Annotated in this window: 17 protein-coding genes; 6 read left to right on the plus strand and 11 right to left on the minus strand. The window is 73.3% G+C overall.

Going from position 1 to position 19,437, the window contains the following annotated elements; translation table 11 throughout:
• Positions 1-19: 19 nt before the first annotated feature.
• Both ACWCPF_RS31860 and ACWCPF_RS31865 read left to right on the plus strand, forming a co-directional pair.
• Positions 20-1,183: an exonuclease SbcCD subunit D gene (locus ACWCPF_RS31860; RefSeq protein ID WP_451048568.1), complete on the plus strand. Its 1,164-nt coding sequence runs from the start codon at positions 20-22 to the stop codon at positions 1,181-1,183.
• On the plus strand, positions 1,180-4,209 hold the full coding sequence (locus ACWCPF_RS31865; RefSeq protein WP_451048569.1) for an AAA family ATPase: 3,030 nt from the start codon (positions 1,180-1,182) through the stop codon (positions 4,207-4,209). The genes ACWCPF_RS31860 and ACWCPF_RS31865 overlap by 4 nt, the downstream gene beginning before the upstream one ends.
• On the opposite strand, the gene ACWCPF_RS31870 is transcribed toward ACWCPF_RS31865, so the two are convergent.
• The gene (locus tag ACWCPF_RS31870) at positions 4,170-4,616 is read right to left on the minus strand and encodes an Lrp/AsnC family transcriptional regulator (protein ID WP_328483234.1); all 447 of its coding nucleotides are present in this window, start codon (positions 4,614-4,616) and stop codon (positions 4,170-4,172) included. The two genes, ACWCPF_RS31865 and ACWCPF_RS31870, sit on opposite strands and share 40 nt — an antisense overlap.
• 122 nt (positions 4,617-4,738) lie before the next feature.
• Here ACWCPF_RS31870 and ACWCPF_RS31875 point away from each other — a divergent pair, with 122 nt between their 5' ends.
• On the plus strand, positions 4,739-5,254 hold the full coding sequence (locus tag ACWCPF_RS31875; RefSeq protein ID WP_451048570.1) for a rhodanese-like domain-containing protein: 516 nt from the start codon (positions 4,739-4,741) through the stop codon (positions 5,252-5,254).
• Positions 5,255-5,279: 25 nt separating this feature from the next.
• Here ACWCPF_RS31875 and ACWCPF_RS31880 read toward each other — a convergent pair whose 3' ends face one another.
• Positions 5,280-6,986 carry a DUF885 domain-containing protein gene (locus ACWCPF_RS31880; protein WP_451048571.1) on the minus strand — a complete coding sequence of 569 codons (1,707 nt, stop codon included), beginning with the start codon at positions 6,984-6,986 and terminating at the stop codon, positions 5,280-5,282.
• 33 nt (positions 6,987-7,019) lie between these two features.
• Entirely contained in the window at positions 7,020-7,511 is a 492-nt protein-coding gene (locus tag ACWCPF_RS31885) for an Lrp/AsnC family transcriptional regulator (RefSeq protein WP_451048572.1), read from the minus strand.
• A 60-nt stretch (positions 7,512-7,571) separates the two neighbouring features.
• Here ACWCPF_RS31885 and ACWCPF_RS31890 point away from each other — a divergent pair, with 60 nt between their 5' ends.
• Positions 7,572-8,783 (plus strand): trans-sulfuration enzyme family protein, encoded by a 1,212-nt coding sequence (locus ACWCPF_RS31890; protein WP_451048573.1) that lies wholly within the window; start codon positions 7,572-7,574, stop codon positions 8,781-8,783.
• A 54-nt stretch (positions 8,784-8,837) separates the two neighbouring features.
• On the opposite strand, the gene ACWCPF_RS31895 is transcribed toward ACWCPF_RS31890, so the two are convergent.
• From ACWCPF_RS31895 to ACWCPF_RS31910, 4 genes are all read right to left on the minus strand, one after another.
• Complete coding sequence (locus ACWCPF_RS31895) at positions 8,838-10,208, minus strand: N-acetyltransferase family protein (RefSeq protein WP_451048647.1); 1,371 nt, start codon at positions 10,206-10,208, stop codon at positions 8,838-8,840.
• Between the two features lie 244 nt (positions 10,209-10,452).
• Positions 10,453-12,039, minus strand: coding sequence for an alkaline phosphatase D family protein (locus ACWCPF_RS31900; RefSeq protein ID WP_451048574.1), 1,587 nt, complete (start codon positions 12,037-12,039; stop codon positions 10,453-10,455).
• Between the two features lie 181 nt (positions 12,040-12,220).
• Entirely contained in the window at positions 12,221-13,051 is an 831-nt protein-coding gene (locus ACWCPF_RS31905) for an alpha/beta fold hydrolase (protein WP_451048575.1), read from the minus strand.
• A 161-nt stretch (positions 13,052-13,212) separates the two neighbouring features.
• Positions 13,213-13,866: an NADPH-dependent F420 reductase gene (locus ACWCPF_RS31910; RefSeq protein WP_451048576.1), complete on the minus strand. Its 654-nt coding sequence runs from the start codon at positions 13,864-13,866 to the stop codon at positions 13,213-13,215.
• Positions 13,867-14,150: 284 nt separating this feature from the next.
• Here ACWCPF_RS31910 and ACWCPF_RS31915 point away from each other — a divergent pair, with 284 nt between their 5' ends.
• Positions 14,151-14,912 (plus strand): GntR family transcriptional regulator, encoded by a 762-nt coding sequence (locus ACWCPF_RS31915; protein ID WP_451048577.1) that lies wholly within the window; start codon positions 14,151-14,153, stop codon positions 14,910-14,912.
• Positions 14,913-15,067: 155 nt separating this feature from the next.
• Here the strand turns inward: ACWCPF_RS31915 and ACWCPF_RS31920 are convergent, their stop codons facing one another.
• Positions 15,068-16,225 (minus strand): ROK family transcriptional regulator, encoded by a 1,158-nt coding sequence (locus ACWCPF_RS31920; RefSeq protein ID WP_451048578.1) that lies wholly within the window; start codon positions 16,223-16,225, stop codon positions 15,068-15,070.
• A 225-nt stretch (positions 16,226-16,450) separates the two neighbouring features.
• Here ACWCPF_RS31920 and ACWCPF_RS31925 point away from each other — a divergent pair, with 225 nt between their 5' ends.
• Positions 16,451-16,894, plus strand: coding sequence for a hypothetical protein (locus ACWCPF_RS31925; protein ID WP_451048579.1), 444 nt, complete (start codon positions 16,451-16,453; stop codon positions 16,892-16,894).
• Between the two features lie 122 nt (positions 16,895-17,016).
• Here the strand turns inward: ACWCPF_RS31925 and mug are convergent, their stop codons facing one another.
• The 3 genes from mug to ACWCPF_RS31940 form a co-directional block, all read right to left on the minus strand.
• Positions 17,017-17,484: a G/U mismatch-specific DNA glycosylase gene (gene mug / locus ACWCPF_RS31930; protein WP_451048580.1), complete on the minus strand. Its 468-nt coding sequence runs from the start codon at positions 17,482-17,484 to the stop codon at positions 17,017-17,019.
• 74 nt (positions 17,485-17,558) lie between these two features.
• On the minus strand, positions 17,559-19,001 hold the full coding sequence (gene purB, locus ACWCPF_RS31935; RefSeq protein ID WP_451048581.1) for an adenylosuccinate lyase: 1,443 nt from the start codon (positions 18,999-19,001) through the stop codon (positions 17,559-17,561).
• Positions 19,002-19,074: 73 nt separating this feature from the next.
• A complete protein-coding gene (locus ACWCPF_RS31940; protein ID WP_451048582.1) occupies positions 19,075-19,428 on the minus strand; it encodes a DUF4326 domain-containing protein in 354 nt (117 codons plus the stop codon).
• Positions 19,429-19,437 lie beyond the last annotated feature (9 nt).

Genomic DNA, 19,437 nt, shown 5'->3' on the forward strand with positions numbered 1-19,437 from the left:
TGCAGTTCAGGGGGAATTCATGAGAATACTGCACACTTCAGACTGGCATCTGGGCCGGGCGTTCCACCGGGTGAGCATGCTCGGCGCCCAGGCCGACTTCATCACCCACCTCGTCACGACCGTGCGCGAACGCGAGGTGGACGCGGTGGTCGTGTCGGGAGACGTGTACGACCGCGCGGTGCCCCCGCTCGCCGCGGTCGAACTCTTCGACGACGCCCTGCACCGCCTCGCCGACCTCGGCGTGCCCACCGTGATGATCTCCGGCAACCACGACTCGGCCCGCCGGCTCGGCGTCGGCGCCGGGCTCATCGACCGCGCGGGCATCCATCTGCGGACGGACCCGAGCGCGGCCGGAACCCCCGTGGTCCTCGCCGACGCGCACGGCGACGTCGCCTTCTACGGCCTGCCCTATCTCGAACCCGCCCTGGTGAAGGACGAGTTCGGCGTGGAGAAGGCCGGCCACGAGGCCGTGCTCGCCGCCGCCATGGAACGCGTCCGCGCCGACCTCGCCGCCCGCGCGCCCGGCACCCGCTCGGTCGTCCTCGCCCACGCCTTCGTCACCGGCGGCGAGCCCAGCGACAGCGAGCGCGACATCACCGTCGGCGGGGTCGCCTCCGTGCCCGCCGGGGTCTTCGACGGCGCCGACTACACGGCGCTCGGGCATCTGCACGGCTGCCAGGCCCTCACCGAGCGGGTGCGCTACTCCGGCTCCCCGCTGCCGTACTCCTTCTCGGAGAGCGCCCACCGCAAGACCATGTGGCTGGTCGACCTCGGGGCCGCCGGGGAGATCGCCGCCGAGCGCGTCGACTGCCCGGTCCCGCGCGCGCTGGCCCGCGTCCGGGGGACCCTGGAGGAACTGCTCGCCGACCCCGCGCTCGCGCGCCACGAGCAGGCGTGGGTCGAGGCGACGCTCACCGACGCCGTCCGCCCGGCCGACCCCATGGCCCGCCTCACCGAGCGCTTCCCGCACACGCTCAGCCTCGTCTTCGCCCCCGAACGCGCCCCCGACGACCCGGACGTCTCCTACGCCCGCCGCCTCGCCGACCGCAGCGACCAGCAGATCGCCGAGGACTTCGTGGCCCATGTGCGCGGCGCCGGACCCGACGCCCGCGAGCAGGGCGTGCTGCGGGACGCCTTCGACGCGGTCCGCACGGACGACGCGGTACGGGAGGTGGCGCGATGAGGCTGCACCGGCTCGATCTGACGGCCTTCGGCCCCTTCGGCGGCTCCCAGAGCGTCGACTTCGACGAGCTCTCCGCCGCCGGGCTCTTCCTGCTGCACGGGCCGACGGGCGCCGGAAAGACCTCGGTCCTGGACGCCGTGTGCTACGCGCTGTACGGCTCCGTGCCCGGCGCCCGGCAGAGCGCCGGCCAGGGCATCAACCTGCGCAGCGACCACGCCGCGACCGGCGCCCGCACCGAGGTCGTCCTCGAACTCACCGTCGCGGAACGCCGGTTGGAGATCACCCGGCAGCCGCCCTACGAGCGCCCCAAGAAGCGCGGCCGCATCGGAACGATGGTCGAGAAGGCCACGAGCGGACTGCGCGAGTACGACGCGGTCGCCGGCGCCTGGAAGGACCTCAGCCGCTCGCACCAGGAGATCGGCGAGGAGATCACCCAGCTGCTCGGCATGAGCCGCGAGCAGTTCTGCCAGGTCGTGCTGCTGCCGCAGGGCGACTTCGCGCGTTTCCTGCGCGCCGACGCCGAGGCGCGCGGCCGGCTCCTGGGCCGGCTGTTCGACACCCAGCGGTTCGCCGACGTCGAGAAGCGGCTCGCCGAACGCCGCCGCACCACCGAGGCACGCGTGCGCGAGGGCGACTCCGCGCTGCTCGCCGACGCGCACCGGATGCAGCAGGTGGCCGGGGACGCCATGGAGCTGCCCGAACTCGCCCCGGGCGAACCGGGCCTGGCCGAAGCGGTGCTGGCCGCGGCCGCCGTAGCCCGCAGCACCACCCGCGAGCTGCTGACGCACGCCCACTGCGGCCGGCTCGCCGCCGAGTCCGCGCAGGCAGCGGCGGAGCGCGCCCTGACCGACGTCCGCGAACTCGACCGGTTGCAGGGGAGGTTCGGGCAGGCGCAGGAGCGGGCCCGGCTGCTCCAGGAGCAGGCCGACGCGCATCGGGACGCGCAGGCGCGGATGGAGCGGGGGCGCAAGGCGGAGGCGGTGGCGCCGGCGCTGGAACTGCGCGAGGCCGCCGACGCCGAGCACACCAGGGCGTCCGCACGCGCGGCACACGCGCGTGCCCTGCTCCCGGAGCGGTTCGCGGACTCCTCGGCCGCCGGGCTCGCCACCGCCGCGCGCCGGGCCGCGGAGGAGCTCGGCGGGCTGGAGTCGGCCCGCCGGGGCGAGCGGCGCCTGACCGAGCTGGCCGCCGAGCGCACCGGGCTCGACCGGCAGGAACGCGACGACGAGCAGGTCCTCGCGGACAGCGCGGGCTGGCTCGCCGACTGGGACGCGACCCGCGCCGCGCTGCGGGCCCGGATCGAGTCCGCCCAGGAGGCCGCCGCCCACGCCGAACAGCTCGACGGCCGGCGCGAGCCCGCACAGAAGCGGCTCGCGGCCGCCCGGCGGCGCGACGCGCTGACCCGGGACCTGGAGGCGTCCCGGGACACCGCCCTCACCTCCGGCGAGCAGGCGCAGACCGCCCGCGCGCACTGGCTCGACCTCAAGGAACAGCGTCTGAACGGCATCGCCGCCGAGCTGGCCGCGACGCTGCGGGACGGCGAGGCCTGCGCCGTCTGCGGAGCCGTCGAGCATCCGGCCCCGGCCCGCAAGGACGCCGGGCACATCGACCGCGAGACCGAGGAACAGGCCCTCGCCGCCTCCCGGCAGGCCGACGAGCGGCACGCGCAGGACGAACGCGCCCTCGGCGCGGTGCGCGAAGAGCTGGCGGCGGCCACCGCCGAGGCGGGCGACACCCCGACGGACCGGCTCGCCGCCGAGGCCCAGGAGCTGGAGCAGGCCTACGCGCAGGCCCGCCGGGCCGCCTCCGCGCTGCACCCCGCGCGCGAGGAGCTGCGCCAGGCCGAGCAGGAGCACGAACGCCGCACCGCCGCACAGCGCGAAGCCGAGGTGCGGGCCGCGTCCCGGGTGGGGCACCGGGAGCGCCTGGAGGTCGAACGCGCCACGCTGGAGGAGGAGTTGACACGGGCCCGGGGCGAGGCGGAGAGCGTCGCCGCGCGCGCGGCCCAGCTGGAGCAGCGCGCCGCACGGCTCACCGACGCGGCCGACACCGCCCGCGTCGCCGACGAGAGCGCCGGTCGCCTCAAGGCCGCCGACGGACGCCTCGACGAGGCCGCGTTCCGGGCCGGCTTCGACACCCCGCAGGCCGCGGCCGACGCGCTGCTCGACGACACCGCCCACCGCGAACTGCAACGGCGGCTGGACGCCTGGCAGTCCGAGGAGACCGCAGTACGCGCCGTCCTCGCCGAACCGGACACCGTGGCGGCGGCCCAGCGGCCGCCCGCCGACGTCACGGCGGCCGAACGGTCGGCGGCCGCCGCGGCCGAACGTCTGCGCGCGGCCGCCTCCGCGCAGGACGCCGCCGCCCGCCGCTGCACCGAACTCGACCAGCTCTCCGCGCGCGCGGAGAGCGGTGTCCGCCGGCTCGCGCCGCTGCGCGACGAGTACGACCGCGTGGCCCGCCTGGCCGGGCTGACCGCCGGCACCTCCGCCGACAACGAGCGCAAGATGCGGCTGGAGGCGTACGTCCTGGCGGCCCGTCTCGAACAGGTGGCCGCCGCCGCGACCGTACGGCTCCAGCGCATGTCCTCAGGGCGCTACACCCTCGTCCACTCCGACGACCGGGCCGGCCGCGGGCGCAGCGGGCTCGGGCTGCATGTCGTCGACGCCTGGACCGGGCGCGAGCGGGACACGGCCACGCTGTCGGGCGGCGAGACGTTCTTCGCCTCGCTGGCCCTGGCCCTCGGCCTCGCCGACGTCGTCACCGACGAGGCGGGCGGGGTCCGGCTCGACACCCTCTTCATCGACGAGGGGTTCGGCAGCCTCGACGACCAGACTCTCGACGAGGTCCTCGACGTCCTCGACTCCCTGCGCGAACGCGACCGCAGCGTCGGCATCGTCAGCCATGTCGCCGACCTGCGACGGCGGATCCACGCACAGCTGGAGATCGTCAAGGGCAGATCGGGCTCGGCCGTGCGCCAGCGCGGCTACCGGCCGAGCGGGCGGCGGGGGAGCGGTGAGGAGTAGACGACGCTGGTCGTGACCGATCCCAGCGCGCCGATCTTGCCCGACACCTCCTCCAGGTGCCGCATGGAACGCGCGGTGACCTTGATGACGAAGCAGTCGTCGCCCGTCACATGGTGCGCCTCCAGGATCTCGGGCGTGACGGCCACCAGGTCGTGGAACGGCTTGTAGTTGCCGTTGGGGTAGCGCAGCCGGACGAAGGCCAGGATCGGCAGCCCGAGCCGCTCGGGGTCCACGACGGCGGCGTACCCCTGGATCACGCCCGCCTCCTCCAGCCGCCGCACCCGCTCGGTGACGGCGCTCGGCGACATCGCCACGGCACGCGCCAGGTCGGCGAAGCTGGCCCGGCCCTCGCGCTGGAGGACCTCGAGGATGCGCCAGTCCGTGGCGTCCGGGGAATACGCGGTCATGGACGACAGATAGCAGGGGAATCCCCGGCGGAGCAAGGTCCACACCGTGGATCGCCCCTTCAGGGAGATGATCATCGGCCGTAGATTTCTGGGTGTCGGACACCACCGGAGAAAGGCCCCCGATGACCGCCACGACCCCCCTCGACCCCGTTCTGCGCGTCGCCCCCGCGGCCCCGGCCGAGGCCGCCGCCTACTTCCGGGCCAGTCTCGTCTTCCACGCCGACGTCTCCGATGTGGCCGCTGCCCTCGCCGCCGACGGCGGCCCCGGCTTCGTCGTCCTGGACTCCCGTTCCACGGAATCCTGGGACCAGGGCCACATCCCGGGCGCCGTCCATCTGCCCACCGCGCTCATCCCCGAGCAGGCCGCACAGCTCCTCGACCGCAGCGTGCCGGTCGTGACGTACTGCTGGGGTCCCGGCTGCAACGGCGCGACCCGCGCGGCGCTCGCGCTCGCCGAACTCGGCTACCAGGTCAAGGAGATGCTCGGCGGCTTCGAGTACTGGGCCCGCGAGGGCTTCGAGTTCGAGACCTGGGAGGGCCGCGAGCGGCGCGACGCCGACCCTCCCCCACGCTCGAACAGGACTCGCGCGGGGGCACCCCCATCGGCCCCCGTGGACGCGGAGGACTGCGGCTGCTGACAGCCCTCCGCCCTTATGGCACGGCTCAGAGCCCGGCCAGCTCGTCCACCAGGTCGTCCAGCCCCAGCGAACCCTGCGAAAGGGCCGCCATGTGCCAGGACTTGAGGTCGAACGCGTCGCCATGGCGTTCGCGGGCCTTCTCCCGGCCCAGCAGCCAGGCCCGTTCGCCGAGCTTGTAGCCGATCGCCTGGCCGGGGATCGTCAGATAGCGGGTCAGCTCGCTCTCGACGAACTCCGCCGGGCGGCTGCTGTGCGCGCCGAAGAACTCCTGCGCCAGCTCGGGCGTCCAGCGCTCACCCGGGTGGAACGGGGAGTCCGCCGGGATCTCCAGCTCCAGGTGCATGCCGATGTCGACGATGACCCGCACCGCCCGCATCATCTGCGCGTCCAGATAGCCGAGCCGCTCCTCCGCGTCGGTGAGGAACCCCAGTTCGTCCATCAGCCGCTCCGCGTACAGCGCCCAGCCCTCGGCGTTGGCGCTGACCTGGCCGACCGAGGCCTGGTAGCGGGAGAGGTCCCCGGCGACGTGCGCCCACTGCGCGAGCTGGAGATGGTGGCCGGGGACGCCCTCGTGGTACCAGGTCGAGACGAGGTCGTAGACCGGGAAGCGGGTCGCTCCCATGGTCGGCAGCCAGGTGCGGCCCGGCCGCGAGAAGTCCTCCGACGGGGCCGTGTAGTAGGGGGCGGCCGCGCTGCCGGGCGGCGCGATCCGCGACTCCACCTTCCGTACCCGCTCGGCGAGTGCGAAGTGGGTGCCGTCCAGCGCGTCGATCGCCTGGTCCATCAGACCCTGCAGCCAGTCGCGGATCTCGTCGACGCCCTCGATGTGCCGGCCGTGCTCGTCGAGGTGGGCCAGCGCTGCCCAGGGCGTGGCCGCGCCCGGCAGGATCTTCTCGGCCTCCTTCTTCATCTCGCCGAGCAGCCGGTGGTACTCCGCCCAGCCGTACGCGTACGCCTCGTCCAGGTCGAGGTCGGTGCCGTTGTAGTAGCGGGACCAGCGGGCGTACCGCTCCCGGCCGACGGTGTTCGGCGCGTCCTCGGCCGTCGGCGCGTACACCTCGCGCACCCAGTCCCGCAGCTCCACGACCGCCGCCGTCGCGGACCGGGCCGCCTCGTCCAGTTCGGCGCGCAGCGCCTCCGGCAGCGCCTCCGAGCCGGTGGCCACGAAGTCCTCGAACCAGCCGCGGCCCGCGCCGTCCGTGTCCGACCACTCGGTGAGCTGCTCGACGAACGTGGCGGTCGGCCGCGGAGCCGCGTACAGCTTGCGTTCCAGACCGAGCGCCAGGGACTCCCGGTACCCGGCGAGCGCCGTCGGCACCGCGCGCAGCCGCTCGGCGATCGCGGTCCAGTCCTCCTCGGTCCGGTTGGGCGTCAAAGCGAACACCTCGCGCACATGGTGCGCCGGCGTGGCCATGTTGCCGAGGGCGCGCAGGCCTTCGTCGGCCTCGTGCACCGCGAGTTCCGCGGTCAGGCGCTCACGCAGCAGGCGTGCGCACCGGCGCTCGATGTCACTGTCCGCGCCGGGCCTGCGCTCCGCCTCGTCGAGTTTCGCCAGGGTGTCCCGCGCGAGCCGCGCGAGTGCCTCCTGGCCCGTGGGCGAGTAGTCGGGCAGACGGCTCGAACTGTCCTGCACACCGAGGTAGGTGCCGGTCACCGGGTCGAGGGCGATGAGGTCGTCGACGTAGGCGTCGGCGACCTCGCGGGGCAGCGGGCTGTTGGTGGTCTGTGACATGGGCCCCATCCTGGTACGCGGCGGAGCCTCACGTCACGGCGTTTGTCCCGATGTCGTCGGTGGCAGCAGCGGTCCGCACGCCCACTGCTGGAAGATCAGCCGGGTCTCGACGCGGGCGACCTCCCGCCGGGCGGTGAACTCGTCGAGGACGAGCCGCTGCAGATCCGCCATGTCCGCGACGGCGACATGGACGAGATAGTCGTCGGGCCCCGTCAGGTGGAAGACGGTCAGGGCCTCGGGCAGCGCCCGGATCCGCTCCACGAACGGCCCCACCAACTCCCGCCGGTGCGGCCTGACCTGCACGGACAGCAGCGCCTGCAGCCCGCGCCCGAGCTTGGCCGGATCCAGCCGCAGCTGATGCCCGAGGATCACGCCCGAGCGGCGCAGCCGCGTCACCCGGTCCAGGCACGTCGACGGCGCGACGCCGACCTGCGCGGCGAGATCACGGTAGGTGGTCCGGGCGTCGTTCTGCAGCAGCCGCAACAGCTGCAGATCGACCGCGTCCAGTACGACGGATTCGGCCATCGATCGAACGTAGCACGGACATCTGTTCGCTACACCCGTCCGGTGTTCACCCTGCGATGCATGGACTCAACCGCTGCGAGCACGCACGCGTACGCCGGCGTACGCACGTCTGGAGCGCCCCGCGCACTGGCCACCGAGGCCGTGCACGCCGGACGGGACGACCTGGCCCGGCAGGGCCTGCACGCCCCGCCCATCGACCTGTCCACCACCTACCCGTCCTACGACAGCCGCGCCGAGGCCGCCCGCATCGACGCGTTCGCCGCGACCGGCGCGGAGCCGGACGGCCCGCCCGTCTACGGCAGACTCGGCAACCCGACGGTCGCCCGCTTCGAGACCGCCCTGGCCCGCCTCGAAGGCGCCGAGAGCGCGGTCGCCTTCGCCAGCGGGATGGCGGCGCTCACCGCGGTGCTGCTCGCGCGCGCCGCGACGGGCCTGCGGCACGTCGTCGCCGTCCGCCCCCTCTACGGCTGCAGCGACCACCTGCTGACGGCGGGACTGCTCGGCTCGGAGGTCACCTGGACCGACCCCGCCGGGATCGCGGACGCGCTGCGCCCCGACACCGGGCTGGTCATGGTCGAGTCACCGGCCAACCCGACTCTCTCCGAGGTCGACCTGCGGGCCGTCGCCCACGCCTGCGGCTCGGTCCCGCTGCTCGCCGACAACACCTTCGCCACACCCGTGCTCCAGCGCCCCGTCGAGCAGGGCGCACGGCTCGTCCTGCACAGCGCCACCAAGTACCTGGGCGGCCACGGGGACGTGCTGGCGGGCGTGGTCGCCTGTGACGAGGAGTTCGCCGGGCGGCTGCGGCAGATACGGTTCGCCACCGGTGGCGTGCTGCATCCGCTGGCCGGCTATCTGCTGCTCCGCGGCCTCTCGACCCTTCCGGTGCGGGTGCGGGCAGCCTCCGCGACCGCCGCCGAACTGGCCCGGCGGCTGGCCGCGGACCCGCGCGTGGCCCGCGTCCGCTATCCGCGCATCGGCGGCGCGATGATCGCCTTCGAGGTCCACGGCGACCCGCACGAGGTGATCGCGGGCGTCCGCCTCATCACTCCGGCGGTGAGCCTCGGCAGCGTGGATACGCTCATCCAGCACCCGGCCTCCATCAGCCACCGCATCGTGGGCGAGGCGGAGCGCCGCAGCGCGGGCGTCAGCGACCGGCTGCTGAGACTGTCGGTCGGGCTGGAGGACGTCGACGATCTGTGGCGGGATCTCGCAGGGGCGTTGGGGGCTTCGGGAGCTCTGGGGGCGTCGAAGGCCTCCGCCACCGCGTGAAGAAGGCCCGGCGGTGCACCGACCGCCGGGCCCTCTCGCATCAGGCGTTCCGGGTCAGTCGCGCCGGACGCGCTCCCCGTGCCGCCGGGACGCCTCCTGCGCCGCGCTCTTCTCCAGGCGCGCGGTGATCACGAGCGTCCCCTCCTCGATCTGGTAGTCGAGGGGCAGCCCGAGTCCGCGCATGGCGGCGACCATGCCCGTGTTGGAGGACTGCGTCACGGCGTACACGCTCTCGCAGCGCGCCTCCTCGGCCATCGCCACCAGCCGGCCGAGCAGTTCGGCGCCGATGCCGCGCCGCTGCCACTGGTCCTCGACGAGCAGCGCGACCTCCGTCTCGTCGCCGTCCCACAGCAGATGGCCGAGGCCGACGATGCGGCCCGACGCCGTCTGCACCGCGAGGGTGCGGCCGAACCGCGGGCTGAGCAGGTGGTTGAGATAGCGGTCCGCGTCGCCGACCGGCCCGTGGTAGCGCATCCCGAGGGTGCGCGTCGAGCACCGCTCGTGCATCGCCTTCGCCGCCTCCAGATCACCGGTGTCGGCCCGGCGGACGGTGATGTCGTCGCCCTCGGGCAGCGTCAGCACGTCCTGGCCGCCCGGGACCCGCGGGCCCAGCCGGGCGTCCAGCTCCACCAGGGCACGCGCGCGTGCGAACTCGGTCGGGGTGAACGGCAGATACGGCCGCTCCACGGTGATCACTCCGCCTTCCGGCGCCCGCAGGCGCATCACGGTGTCCTCCAGGACGCCCTCCACGGGCACGGACTGCGCGCCCCGGCCGCTCCTGCCCGCCGCGGCGGGCAGCGAGCGGATCGTGCACCGGCCCAGCAACTGCCGCAGCGCCAGCGGCAGTTCCGCCGCGTCCAGGGCGGTCCGGGCGGCCAGCCCCAGGACCCGGGTCGGCGCGTCCACCAGATCATGGGCGTCGGCGCGCTCGATCCAGGTGCTGTGGCCGCCCGCCAGCGCCACCGCCCGGGTGATCTCGGCCGCCGCGAGCGTGCCCGGGGCGCGCAGCAGGAACTCGTCCACGGTCTCCTCGCCGAGCGGATGCGTCTGCAGGCTCAGGATGTCCACCCGGTGGCCGGCCAGCGCCGCGCACAGCGCCGCCAGCGACCCCGGGGCGTCCTTCACGGTCGTCCGCATCCGCCACAGGGCGCTCTCGACGGCCTCCCCGGTGGGCAGCTCCGACGGCCCGGCCTGCGGCTCCTCGGAGCCCGGTCGGGCGTCGGTATCGCCCGTGGGCGGCGCGTGCCCGTGGCGGCGTGCCCACCAGGTGTGGAACCCGGCCGTGGCGACGAGCACGGCCGCGGACACCGACAGCAGCGCCGGGCCGTCGGGTCCGTGCCCCACCAGGTTCGCCACGCCGTCGGCCACCGCCACCGCCGTGAAGAGCGCGGCGAGTTCCACCACGTCCCGCCGCCAGTGGTGCACCGGGCGTCCGCGCTTCGCGCGCGTCACATCAGACATGTCTCGAGTCATGCGGTCACTGTGGACGAACGGTGTTGCGTGATCACGAACGCCTTGTGACTGACGGGTTAAGGCTACTAATGCCCGTTTTGTTAAGTCTTCCACTTCTTCTACGATCACTCTCCATGCCAGGAGTCACGACAGCACCGCGCACCGGGGGATGACGCCGGTGCGCGGCACATGCGTTCGAGGGTACCGGGACGCCGGACTACTGCCCGACGCGTCCGGGCTGCAGCACCTTCGTGAACAGCACGGTCCCGTCCTGCTCGCGCAGACGCACCGTCAACTCGCCGCTGCCGCCGTCGATGTCGACCTCGCCGAAGAACTGGTAGCCGCCGGCGGGCGACACGTTCGACGCGGTCGGCGCCTTCACGAAGACCCGCTCCGGACCGAAGGTGCCGTCCAGCGCACTGGCCGGGAAGGCGCCCGCGTTGAGCGGACCGGAGACGAACTCCCAGAACGGCTCGAAGTCGGTGAACGCGGCCCGCGACGGCTGGTAGTGCTGCGCCGAGGTGTGGTGCACATCGGCCGTCAGCCACACCGTGCCGGTGATCCGCCGGTGCTTGATGTATCGCAGCAGCTCGGCGAACTGCAGCTCACGGCCCAGCGGCGCACCCGGGTCGCCCTGCGCCACGGCCTCGATGTCGGCCTTGCCCTCGGTGGCGTCCGGCACGACCAGTCCGAGCGGCATGTCGGCGGCTATCACCTTCCACACGGCGCGCGAGCGCGACAGCTCCCGCTTGAGCCACTCCAGCTGCTCGGCGCCGAGGATGCCCTGCGGGTCCACGGTCTGGTCGTCGGGCGAGTTGGCATTGCGGTAGGTCCGCATGTCCAGCACGAACACGTCGAGCAGCGGCCCGTGGCGCACGACCCGGTGGACACGGCCGTCCTTCGCGCCCGGACGCAGGGTCGAGATCGGGTAGTACTCGCCGAACGCCCGCCGGGCGCGGGCCGCGAGCACGTCGACGCTCTTCTCGGTGTACCGGGGGTCGGAGTCGGTGATCACCTGGCCCGGGTACCAGTTGTTGCGGACCTCGTGGTCGTCCCACTGGATGATCGACGGCACCTGGGCGTTGAACCGGCGCAGGTTGTCGTCGAGCAGGTTGTAGCGGAAGTTGCCGCGGAACTCCGCGAGCGTCTCGGCGACCTTCGACTTCTCCTCGGTGGTGACGTTGCGCCAGAGGCTGCCGTCGGGCAGCGCCTGGGTCGCCGAGATCGGGCCGTCGGCGTAGATGTTGTCCCCGCTGCACAGGAAGAAGTCGGGGTCGAGCCTGGCCATCGCGTCGTAGATGCGGTAGCCGCCGAGCTCCGGGTTGATGCCCCAGCCCTGGCCCGCGAGGTCCCCGGACCACAGGAAGCGCACCCCGCGCCGACGCCCGCCGGGCGCCGTGCGGAACGTGCCGGTCACCGGCTCGCCGGTGCGCCGTGGGTCGTCCGGGTCGGCGAGCAGCACCCGGTAGTGGATCTGCTCGCCGGCCGGCAGTCCGTGCAGCCGGGTCGTGCCGGTGAAGTCGCTGCCCGCGCCCAGCAGCGGACCGTGCCAGCGGCGGGCGCCGCGGAACGACTCGGTGGCCGCCGTCTCGACGACCATCCGCGCCGGACGGTCGGAGCGCACCCACACCAGCCCGGAGTCGGACGTCACGTCCCCGGTCTGCACGCCCCAGCCCGCCTTGGGCCGCCCGGACAGCGCGAACGCGGGCGCCGCGCCGACGGCGGCGGGCAGGGTCAGGGCCGCGGACGCGGCGAGCGAACCGCGCAGGACGCTGCGGCGCCCGGGGAACGGACGGTGTGACATGGAAGGGCCTCCTGGGACGGGAACCAGCCGGTGTGCACAGCCACCGGTGTACAGAGCCACCGGTGTGCACAGCCACAACTACTGGTGCGCCGCAGCGCTCACGGAAACCGCAAGTGAACAACTGGCCGTCCGAACCGGCTCCTTCGGCTCCGCCCAGGGTCTTGAGGGTCTCGGGTCCGTCTCAGCGGCTGCCGTCGAGGATCACGCGCGCGACGAGCGCCGGGTCGTCGTTCATCGGGCAGTGGCCGCAGCCCGGCAGCCGCACCAGACGCGCGGCCGGGATGATCTTCTTCACGCGGACGCCCTGACGGCGCACGAGCAGCCAGTCACGGGTGCCCCAGCCGACGGTCACCGGGACGCCGGCCAGGGCGTCGGTGAACCGGACCGTCGCGCCGGCCCGCAGGGTCTGGTCGAACCCGGTCGCCTGCGCCAGGGCCAGCGTCTCGGCGACCACGGCCTCGGGCGAGCGACGGCTCGGCCGGGCGTAGATGGTGCTGGTCAGGGCGGTCCGGCCGGCCGCCGTGCTCGCCAGCCGCTCGACGAGGGGCAGCGGCATCCGGCGCGAGATCTGCCGCATCGTGAGCAGGACGCCGAAGGCGTAGCGCCGCTCGGCCTCCGACCAGAACCCGGCCGGGGACAGCGCGGTGACGGTCCGCACGAGCTTCTCGCGGCCCAGCTCCAGCGCGAGCAGCCCGCCGAGCGAGTTGCCCGCCACATGAGGGCGGTCCAGCTCCAGCGCGTCGCAGAACGCGCCGAACACACCGGCCGTCGTGGGGAGGTCGTAGGCGAGGCCGTCCGGCAGCGCGGGGGACACGCCGAAGCCCGGCAGATCCACGGCGATCACATCGCGCTCGGCGGCCAGGATGTCCACCACCGGGTCCCAGGCCTGCCGATGGTGGCCGATGCCGTGCAGCAGGAGCAGCGGCTCGCCCTTGCCCACGCGCGCGTAGGACACGGTCACGGGCAGCGGGCCACTGGGGGAGGGAACCGTGAAGGAGACGGTGGCGGACATGGGGAGCTCCTCGTCTGAACTGGCGGCGGACGACTGGCGGCGGACGGTTGGCCGACGGACGACTCGTCGGCGGATGGCCGGCCGACGGACTGTGTAGACAGCTTGTCAGCAATTGCTACTGGCGGGTATCCCGTAGCTCCTGAAGGGTGAACCCGGTCGGCTCAACGCGCCCTGCGCAGCTCCAGGTTGAAGTCCGCGTGACCGAAGCCGCGCATCAGGTCCAGCCACAGCGGCAACCACATCTCCACACTGCGCGCCGCCCGGATGCCGCCCAGGTCGAGCACCCGGTCCGCCGGCCAGCCGAACTCCCCGAGCAGCGCGGTGACCTGTTCCTTCGCCTCCGCGTCCGCCCCGCACACGAAGACCTGGTGCTCGCCCGGCACGCGCGCGGGATCCACCATGACCTGACAGTTGACGGTGTTGAGGGACTTCACCACGCGCGCGTGCGGGAACGCCCGCTGGATCTGCTCGCCGACGCTGTCCGACTCCACGGGGGACAGCCGCATCTCGCCGTCCTCGAAGGCCAGCGGGTTGGAGACGTCCACCACGATCTTCCCGTCGAGGTTGGCCGCCCTGGCCGCCTCCAGTGCGGCGAGCGACGCCCGCCCGGCCACCGCGTTCACCACCACCTCGCCGACGGCCGCCGCCTCCGCGAACGTACCGGTGCTCGCCCTTTCGCCCGCTTCCCGCGCCCATTCCAGGGCCGCCGGATTGTCCTTCGAGCGTGAACCCAGGACCACCGTGTGCCCCAGCTCCACGAGCTTTCGGCCCAGCGTGCGACCGACGTCGCCCGTACCCAGCACCGCGTACCGCACAGCGACCTCCCGTTTCCCCGGACCGGACCTTCGTCACGGTAATTCCCCCCGGCGTCGCAGCCCGCCTTTCACGAACGGGGATTTGCCGGAGTGTCACCGGAACGCGCCTGTACGAACGCCCCGTGAACGTTCTCGCGTCCGACGTCCGTCGCCCTGCAGAGGGATCGAGGATTGGTCTTGACCAAGGGTGGGGGCCGCCCTATGGTCGCAGAGAAGTACAACAACCTTTAATAAACAAGGGCGCGAAAAAACGCCGCCGGACCACGGCGATTGCGGAGGACAGGGTGGGGACCACGCAACTGGAATCGGTACCGGAACCGAAGTACTGGCATCTCAAGACCGTGCTGAGCGAGGCACTCGACTCCGAATTCACCGTGGGCGAGATCCTGCCCAACGAGCGCGACCTCGCGGCCCGCTTCGGCGTCGCCCGCGCGACGCTCCGGCAGGCCCTCGAACAGCTCGAACTGGAAGGCCGGCTGCAGCGCCGCAGGGGCGTCGGCACCACCGTGGCGCCGCCGCGGCTGGGCGTCGCCGTCGGCACCGAGCAGCAGGTCTGGCCGGGCACGGGCGACGACGCCTGGCAGGCCGTCGACTGCACCCTCGCGGCTCCGCCCGCGGCCGTCGCCACGGCCCTGGAGACGGCACGCGGCCAGGCCGTCCACGTCGTGCGCCGCTCGCGGGTCTCCCACGGTCAGCCCGTCGCCGCGGAACTGCTCTACGTCCCCCGGACGTCGGTGCCCGACCTGAGTGCCATCGACGCCCCGGCCGAGGCGGCACGCGCGCGTGCGGTGCTGCGCGAGCTGCAGCGCCTGGAACTGCAGGGCCAGGACCGCGCCGTGGAACTGGGCTCGGCCCGCGCGGACGACGCCAAGGAGCTCGACCGGCTCCCCGGCGCGCCCGTCCTCGTCGTCACCACGCGCTTCTTCGCGGAGGGCCGCACCGCGGCGCTCTCCGTCGCGACGTACCGCGCGGACACCTGCCGGCTGACGTTCGGCGCGTCCGGCGGCGTGGAGATACACCACGGTCCGGAGCAGCAGGCCTCCTGAACGCCCCGTCCGCCTCGGGCCGCCGCCGGCAGGCTCCCTGAACGGCCTGCACCGGCCGCCCGAGCGGACCCGCCCACCGCGCCCCGGAACTTCTCCGGGGCGCGGCGCGTTCATCCGGGACAACGGCCGATGTCGGCCGCGGGGCGCCGTGCGGCTCACCGCCGGGCCGTCACCGTGCCCTCCACCGCGAACAACTGCTCCTCCACATGATCGAGGGCGAGCCGCAGCGCCCCCGTGGCCACCGCCGCCTCGCCGAGCAGCGACTGGACCACCTTCGGCGGCCGCAGACAGTAGCGCTCCAGCTCCTGTCGCAACGGCTCCAGCACGCCGTCGAGCCCGGCCGCCCAGCCGCCGACCACGACCAGTTCCGGATCGAGGGCCAGGACCAGCGCGGCCACGTCGTGGACGAGCCGCTGGAGGAACCGGTCCACCGCCGCCCGGGCCCGCTGGTCACCGCCTTGGGCCTGCGCGAACACCTTCGCGACGGCATGCTCGTCCAGCGGGTGCAGCGGCTCGTCCGTCGTGGACAGCAGCGTCTCCGGGGTCACCTCCCGGCCCAGCAGATGCAGCGCGCCGATCTCCCCGGCCGCACCGCCGTACCCCCGGTGCAGCCGCCCCCCGATCAGCGAGCCGGCGCCCGGACTCAGCCCGGCCATCACGAACACGACGTCGTCGGACTCGGTCGCGGAGCCCTTCCAGTGCTCGGCCACGGCCGCCGCGTTGGCGTCGTTCTCCACCAGTACCGGGCACTTGAAGGACCGGCTCAGCCGCTCGCCGAGCCGCAGCCCCGTCCACTCGGGCAGCGCGGTGCCCAGCCGTATCGTGCCGTCCGCCTCGACGATCCCCGGCGTGCCGACGCCCACGGCCCGCAGCGAGCTGCGCGGGACACCGGCCCGGCGCAGCAGCTCGGCGACCGCGGTGCGCAGCCGGTCCAGCCGCTCGTCCGCCGGGGCCGTCTCGTCGACGTCCTTGGCCTGCGCGCCCAGCACCCGCCCGTCCAGGTCGGCCAGCAGCGCGGCCACCCGGTGCGAGCCGATCTCAAGACCCAGCAGATGCCCGGCCTCCGCCCGGAACCGGAACCGCCGCGCGGGCCGCCCCTGCCGCCGGGCGACACTGTCGTCGGCCGCCTGCTCGACGACGAGCCCCGCCTGGATCAGATCCTCGACGACCCCCTCGACGGTCGGCCGGGACAGCCCCGTCAGACGGGTGATCTCCGTGAGCGTCGCGCAGTCCGCGGCACGCAGCGCGTGCAGCACCACCGCGGAGTTGATCCTTCGCAGCAGCGAGGGATCCCCGCCGGTCAGCCGACCCAACGTCCGTCCTCCCAGCTCGTGCGCGTGTTTGGGCGGATCGTACTCGGCGGGACGGACCCGGGCGAGCACAGATCCGTACCGGAATCCAGACCGACGCCCGAGGCCCGCAGCCCGCAGCCCGCCGGCTCAGCCGGGCGAGACGAAGCCGACGCGGCGGTTGGGCCTGAGCGAGGCAGCCGACTGACTCACCGCCAATTGTCAGTGGCGGCGGGTTTACTGGATCACATGGACATCGCGCGCTGCCTCGCCACGGTCGACCTGCTGTGCACCCGGGAGTTCCCCGAGGAGCACGGCAGGACGGACCTGGGCCCGGGAGGCCCGGGATATCTCGTGGCCGAGTTACAGACCAGCGGCGAATTCTGGGAGGCCGACGGCACGGAACGGGAGGAGACGGAGGCACAGTACGAGGCCGACCGGGACGGCCTGGCGGAGCGGCTGACCGACCGCTGGGGCCCACCGCACGTCATCAGCCTGGCGAGCACCCTGGCCCGCTCGACGGAGGGCGAGGACATACCCGAGCCCTGGGCCTCGCTCAGCGGCCATGTGCCGAACGTGCAGCTGTGGCAACTGCCGGGCACGGCTCGCTGGGTGGCCCTGGGCGTCTCCCAGTGGGACAAGGAACTGCCCTTCGAACTCCTGGCGATAGTGACGGAAACGGATCCCCTTTGAGGACCGGGGACCGGGGAGCGAAGATCGGGGAGCGAAGATCGAGGAGCGAAGATCGAGGAGCGAGTGCTGCGGGTGAGGAGCCGGGACGGGGCGCCGAGCCCGCAGCCGTCAGCTCCCGGGCCTCAGCCCTCCGCCGCGAACCGCAGCCGCCCGTACTCCTCCGCCATCGTCGCCGCCGTCCAATGCGCGTTGAGCCCGCTCGGGTTCGGCAGCACCCACACGCGGGTGTCGCCGATGAGCCGCTCCTGCGGACCCACCGTGGCCTTGCGGTCGTCGAAGGCGGCCCGGTAGGCCGTCACGCCCACCACCGCGAGCCAGCGGGGCTCCAGCCGCGTGACCTTCTCCGCCAGCAGTCGCCCGCCGTCCCGGTACTCCTGGGCAGTGAGCTCGTCGGCCCGGGCGGTCGCACGGGCCACCACGTTCGTGATGCCGAGCCCGTAGGACAGCAGTTCCTGCTGCTCCGCCGGTTTCATCAGCCGCGGCGTGAAGCCGGAGAGGTGCAGCACCGGCCAGAAGCGGTTGCCGGGGCGGGCGAAGTGGTGGCCGGTCGCCGCCGTCATCAGGCCCGGGTTGATGCCGCAGAAGAGCACGCGAAGACCGCCCGCGACGACGTCCGGTACGGGTCGGTCGCGAGCGGCCTCCAGCTCCGCCTGGGTGAAGCGTGTCAGAGGATCGCTCCGGGGGTGTAGCCGGCGGCCTCCGGCCGCTGCTTGACGATCTCCTCGACCCGGCCCACGACGATGGCCACCTGGGCGGCCGCGGCACCCGTGAACGACAGCTTGTCGGCCATCAGCGCGTCCAACTGGGCGCGGTCGAGGGGCAGTCGCTCGTCGGCGGCCAGCTTGTCCAGCAGTTCGTTGCGCTCGGCGCCCTGCTCGCGCATCGCCAGCGCCGAGGCCACCGCGTTCTCCTTGATCGCCTCGTGGGCCACCTCGCGGCCGACACCGGCCCGCACCGCGCCCATCAGCACCTTGGTGGTGGCGAGGAACGGCAGGTAGCGGTCCAGCTCCCGCGCGACGACGGCCGGGAAGGCGCCGAACTCGTCCAGCACCGTCAGGAACGTCTCCAGCAGACCGTCGAGCGCGAAGAACGCGTCCGGCAGCGCGACCCGGCGCACCACCGAGCAGGACACGTCGCCCTCGTTCCACTGGTCGCCCGCCAGCTCGCCGGTCATCGAGGCGTATCCGCGCAGGATGACCATCAGGCCGTTGACGCGCTCGCAGGAGCGGGTGTTCATCTTGTGCGGCATCGCCGAGGAGCCGACCTGGCCCGGCTTGAAGCCCTCGGTCACCAGCTCGTGCCCGGCCATCAGCCGGATCGTCTTGGCCAGCGAGGAGGGGGCGCCGGCGAGCTGCACCAGCGCGGTCACGACCTCGTAGTCCAGCGAGCGGGGGTAGACCTGGCCCACGGACGTGAACGCCTGCAAGAAGCCCAGGTGACCGGCGATCCGGTCCTCCAGCTCGGCCAGCTTCGCGGCGTCGCCGCCCAGCAGGTCCAGCATGTCCTGCGCGGTGCCGACCGGGCCCTTGATGCCGCGCAGCGGGTAGCGGCCGAGCAGCTCCTCGACCCGGCCGTACGCCACGAGCAGCTCGTCGGCCGCCGTCGCGAACCGCTTGCCCAGGGTGGTGGCCTGCGCGGCCACGTTGTGGGAGCGGCCGGCCATGACCAGCTCGCCGTACTCGCCGGCCAGCTTGCCCAGGCGCGCCAGCACGGCCACCGTGCGGTCGCGGACGAGCTCCAGAGACAGCCGGATCTGCAGCTGCTCGACGTTCTCCGTGAGGTCGCGGGACGTCATGCCCTTGTGGACCTGCTCATGACCGGCGAGGTCGTTGAACTCCTCGATCCGGGCCTTCACGTCGTGCCGCGTGACCTTCTCGCGCTCGGCGATCGAGGCCAGGTCGACGGTGTCGAGGACACGCTCGTAGTCGGCGATCGCCGCGTCCGGCACCTCGATCCCGAGGTCCTTCTGCGCCCGCAGCACGGCGAGCCAGAGCTGACGCTCCAGCTTCACCTTGTGCTCGGGCGACCAGAGCGTGGCGAGCTCGGCGGAGGCGTAGCGTCCGGCGAGGACATTGGGGATACGGGGCTTGGCGGGAGCGGCAGTCACGTGTACGGATTCTACTGGCGATTCATGCAGGCCAGCGCCACAGTGTCGTTCGGTGGAACCTACGAGACCGGGGTCACCCCGCCGGGTCCGGCGCTGCGTCGGCGAGGTCGGCCAGGACCTCGGCGTGGCACTGCTGCGGTGCGCACCAGCAGGCCAGGGTGCGGCCGCGTAGCTCGTCCACCAGGTCCAGCAGCTCCGGGCGCTCCAGGAGATGGGCCCGGTACATGGCCATCACCTCGGCCCGGGTCCCGTCGCGCTTGCGCTTCGGGGTGTCGTAGGCGAAAGGGTTGGAGAGCGGGTGCCGGGGCAGGTTCCAGCCTCCCAGCGTCCAGCGGCGGCCCACGTAGACCACGTCCTCGGGGGCGTGTTCCAGGTGTGGGCCGAACTCGTGGATCCGGCCTCGGAGGTTGATCACCCGTGTGCTCACGGCGTCCTC

Source organism: Streptomyces sp. NPDC001858, assembly GCF_053594615.1.

Bases quoted from the DNA above. Each gene is read 5' to 3' on its own strand.
- ACWCPF_RS31875 (WP_451048570.1), top strand. From the start codon at position 4,739: ATGACCGCCACGACCCCCCTCGACCCCGTTCTGCGCGTCGCCCCCGCG.
- ACWCPF_RS31870 (WP_328483234.1), bottom strand. From the start codon at position 4,616: ATGACCGCGTATTCCCCGGACGCCACGGACTGGCGCATCCTCGAGGTC.
- ACWCPF_RS31860 (WP_451048568.1), top strand. From the start codon at position 20: ATGAGAATACTGCACACTTCAGACTGGCATCTGGGCCGGGCGTTCCAC.
- ACWCPF_RS31890 (WP_451048573.1), top strand. From the start codon at position 7,572: ATGGACTCAACCGCTGCGAGCACGCACGCGTACGCCGGCGTACGCACG.
- ACWCPF_RS31865 (WP_451048569.1), top strand. From the start codon at position 1,180: ATGAGGCTGCACCGGCTCGATCTGACGGCCTTCGGCCCCTTCGGCGGC.
- ACWCPF_RS31925 (WP_451048579.1), top strand. From the start codon at position 16,451: ATGGACATCGCGCGCTGCCTCGCCACGGTCGACCTGCTGTGCACCCGG.
- ACWCPF_RS31880 (WP_451048571.1), bottom strand. From the start codon at position 6,986: ATGTCACAGACCACCAACAGCCCGCTGCCCCGCGAGGTCGCCGACGCC.
- ACWCPF_RS31905 (WP_451048575.1), bottom strand. From the start codon at position 13,051: ATGTCCGCCACCGTCTCCTTCACGGTTCCCTCCCCCAGTGGCCCGCTG.
- ACWCPF_RS31885 (WP_451048572.1), bottom strand. From the start codon at position 7,511: ATGGCCGAATCCGTCGTACTGGACGCGGTCGATCTGCAGCTGTTGCGG.
- ACWCPF_RS31900 (WP_451048574.1), bottom strand. From the start codon at position 12,039: ATGTCACACCGTCCGTTCCCCGGGCGCCGCAGCGTCCTGCGCGGTTCG.